Annotated in this window: 4 protein-coding genes; all 4 read right to left on the bottom strand. The window is 63.0% G+C overall.

Features of this window, described 5'->3' with window-relative positions; genetic code table 11:
* Positions 1-1089 (bottom strand): cache domain-containing protein (locus AC5JJ6_RS03170; RefSeq protein ID WP_496040652.1); only part of this gene is annotated, 1089 nt, incomplete at its 3' end.
* A gap of 395 nt (positions 1090-1484) precedes the next feature.
* The gene (locus AC5JJ6_RS03165) at positions 1485-2279 is read right to left on the bottom strand and encodes an ABC transporter ATP-binding protein (protein ID WP_496040651.1); all 795 of its coding nucleotides are present in this window, start codon (positions 2277-2279) and stop codon (positions 1485-1487) included.
* An 11-nt stretch (positions 2280-2290) separates the two neighbouring features.
* Positions 2291-3076, bottom strand: a complete 786-nt coding sequence (locus AC5JJ6_RS03160) for an ABC transporter permease (protein WP_044432299.1) — start codon at positions 3074-3076, stop codon at positions 2291-2293.
* An 18-nt stretch (positions 3077-3094) separates the two neighbouring features.
* Positions 3095-3828, bottom strand: a 734-nt coding sequence (locus AC5JJ6_RS03155) for an ABC transporter substrate-binding protein (RefSeq protein ID WP_496040650.1), incomplete at its 5' end; no start/stop codon positions are given.

Raw genomic sequence — 3828 nt, 5'->3', positions numbered from 1 at the left:
CTTCGAGCTTCGCTCCACCGCCTGCATGGTCGCATCGGCGATCTCCCGGGCGTCCTCGGGAATTCTGGAGGACAGCAAGTGGAGACCGCTGGTCATGGCCTGAAGCAGGTTGTTGAAGTCGTGCGCCACGCCGCCGGTGATCTGCCCGACCGCCTCCATCTTCTGTGACTGACGCAGTGTGGCCTCGGCTTTCTGGCGCGCCGCAATCTCGGCCGAGAGCCGGTCTGCCTGCTCCTGCCAGCGCTGCGAGGAGGTCTGCTGGATGTTGTACTGGCGCATGGCCATAGTAGTCATGCCGAGTAACGCGCAAACCGCCAGCAAGGTGTAGGCCCCGTAGAGCGCCATGCTCCTGTACCAGTGTTCCAGGATGGCATGCGTTTCGATGCTGAAGCTGATGAACAGCGGGTAGTCCTTGACTTGGCTGTAGGCGTTCAGCCGCTCGATGCCGTCCACCTGCGAGACGGCCGTGTAGACGCCCTCCCGCTCTTTGATCGCTCGACTGAGAAAGGGTCCCTTGGGGTTCAGCTTCTCCAGATTTTTGGGTGCGGGGTAGCGGACAATGATCTGACCGTCGGAGCGGACCAAGGGGATGACGTGGGCGATGGTGGGCGCGAACTGTGCCCAGAAGGAGGTGATGTAAGACACGGGGACCGACAGCAGGACGATGCCGTCGAAGCGGCCATCCAGCGCCATCCGCCGCTTACTGATGCCGACCAGCCGCTCCTGGGTCGCCTTGCCGGTGAAGGGCGCGCTGATATAGGTTCCGGCGTCCCGCTCCTGCTGTGCCTTGAAGTAGTCCCTTTCCTCTAACGTGAAACCGGGCGGCGGAAGCGGGAGGGTCGTCACGCGGACACGGCCCTGGCCGTCGATCAGCGATATCGCGCTGATCTGGTCCATGCTCCTTTCGATGCCCCCGATGTCCTCCCTGAGCTTGCCGTCGTTCTCGATGTCTTCCCAGGAGCGGTCTTCAATCCGGCGGTTGACCTCGTTAAGGACGAGTTCATGGGTGTCCAGCACCTTCACGACGTGTTCGTGCAGTGCCTTTACGGTGCGTACCGCCGTCCGCTCGGCCTCCTCCAACTCCTGCACTCGGGTACTCCAAGCCGTCCAAATGAACAGTGAGAGAGGGAGGATGACGGACAGCCCGAACAGTGCCCGAAGCGACCAGTTGTGACTATTTTGATCTGACAAGGTCTACGCCATGTGGGATGGGATTAGTCCAGAGCTGGCTACTGTACTCAGGCGGTGGTCTTGTGCGCGACGTATTGGACGTTGAGCGGCGATCAATCAAGTCGGCCTTGTCCAGGCTCATGCGGTTCTGAGATATATCCGCAAATCTTGCTTATAGCTTTGGGCATTCATGTGTACAAAACACAAGTGCGCCAATATGGCTAATTAATAGTAAATTATGCCGCCCGGCAGACCACCTGCCCAGCGTGGAATGGCTCAAGAAACTTATCCATGAGCTTGTGCCCATCAGATAATCATCCCGCCGCCATACTGTCCGCCCGGATCGTCTCCACCCGGATCTCCTCCGTCAGCCGCGCCTTGTACTCCGCGAACTCCGGCGTCGTCTTGACCGTGTAGGTACGGGGATGCGGCAGGTCCACCGCCACGTCGCACTTGATCCGGCCCGGCCGGGCCGTCATCACGACGACGCGGTTGGCCAGGAAGATCGCCTCGTCGATGTCGTGGGTGACGAACAGCACCGTCTTGCGGTCGGCCTCCCAGATGCCCAGCAGAAGCTCCTGCATCAGCGCCCGCGTCTGGTTGTCGAGTGCTCCGAACGGCTCGTCCAGCAGCAGCACCTTGGGATCGTTGGCGAGCGCCCGCGCCAGCGCCGTCCTCTGCTTCATGCCGCCCGACAACGTCTTCGGGTAGTAGTCGGCGAACTGCCGCAGCCCGACCTTCTCCAGGAAATAGCCGGAAATCTCCGCCTGCTCCGCCTTCGGCATGCCCTTCTCGCGCAGCCCGAAGCAGATGTTGTCCCGCACCGTCATCCAGGGGAACAGGCTGTAGGACTGGAAGACCATGCCCCGGTCCGGCCCCGGTCCGCCGACCGGCTGCCCGTCCATCAGCACCCGTCCCGAAGTCGGCGTATCCAGGCCGGCGACGATCCGCAGCAAGGTGCTCTTGCCGCAGCCGGACGGTCCCAGAATCGTGATGAAGTCGTTGTGCGCCACGCCCAGATCGGTCGGCTGGAGCGCAACCGTCGCCGCCCCTCCCCGATGGGCCGGCGGGAACACCCGCCCGACGCCTTCGATAGTCAGACTGCTCACCTTGCCGCCCATCACGATGCCGCCCACGAAAATAACCGCTGGTTCAACTGCTTGAACAGGAAGTCGGAGACCAGCCCGATCACCCCGATCACGAAGATCCCGAAGATCATCTGCCCGGTATCCAGGAATCGCTGCGCATCGATGATCATGAAACCGATCCCGGCGCTGGCCCCGATCAGTTCGGCCACGATCACATAGGTCCAGGCCCAGCCCAGCACCAGCCGCAGAGTTTCGAAGATCTGGGGCGCCGCAGCCGGCAGCATGACCCGCAGCACCACGCCCCGGCTCTTGGCGCCCAGGGTATAGGCGGCCTCGATCAGTTCCATCCGGACGCCGCCGACGATCACAGCGACCATCAGGCAGATCTGGAAGACCGCGCCGATGAAGATCACCGAGAGCTTCTGCGTCTCGCCCACTCCCGCCCACAGGATCAGCAGCGGGATGAAGGCCGACGCCGGCAGGTAGCGGGCGAAGGAGATCAGCGGTTCCAGCAGCGCCTCGACCGGCTTGAACGCCCCCATGACGATGCCCAGCGGCACCGCCACGGCGGAAGCGATCAGGAAGCCGCCCAGCACCCGCCCGACCGTGACCAGCACGTCGTTGAGGAACCCGAACTCGAAGAACAGCGCGTAGCCGGCCTGCAACGTCGCCCAGGGTCCCGCCAGGAACAGCGGCTTCACCAAGCCGCTCGCCGTCACCGCCCACCACACCGCCACCACCACGACGAACCCCAGTATCCCCAAGGCGATCCTGCGCCCAGGGGATACCGGCTTCAGCGGCACGAACAAATCAGCCATCTAGATCGCAGTACCCGCTTACTTGACGAAGGACGCATCAACCATGGTCGAAACATCCGCCGGCCGGCGCACCAGCCTGGCTTCCACCATGATATCGTTGGCTTCCTTCAGGAACTTCGGCAGCGTCTCGCCCAGGTATTCCTTGTTCTGGTCGCGGTCGTACCATTTGACGAACTTGGCCGAATCCTTGAACTGCTCCGGCGTCTGGTTCACGTCGGCGCCCATGACCTTATAAGCCGCTTCCGGCTGCGCCTTGATCATGTCCAGCGCCTCGAACCACGACTTGACCATCGCCTGGACGACGGCCGGATTCTTCGCGATGTAGTCGGGCTGAAACGCCAGCGTATCGACGATCACGCCGGGGGTGTCCGCCGAGGTCGTGATGATCTTGCCGGCGTTGTTGGTCCGCACGGTGGACAGATAAGGCTCATAGGTCACCGCCGCGTCGAACTGCCCGGCGACGAAGGCGTTGGCCGCGTCCTTCGGCTCAAGGTTGGTCAGCTTGAGGTCGTCCAGCTTCATGCCTTCCTGCTTCAGCAGATAGGCCAGCCAGAACTGGGGCACGCCGCCGAACTGCACCGCGACCGACTTGCCCTTCAGCTCCTTGACCGACCCGATGCCGTCCTTCGCCGCGATGCCGTCGCCGCCCGCCGAGGTGTCCAGCACCAGGACCTGCGTCACCGGCACGCCGCTCGACGCGTAGAGGATATGGGTATCGACCGTCGTCGTGATCGCCTGGACGTCGCCGGACG

Source organism: Skermanella sp. (genome assembly GCF_059503625.1).
Note: the sequence above shows the minus strand (reverse complement) of the source record. Positions and strands in the feature narration are given on the sequence as shown.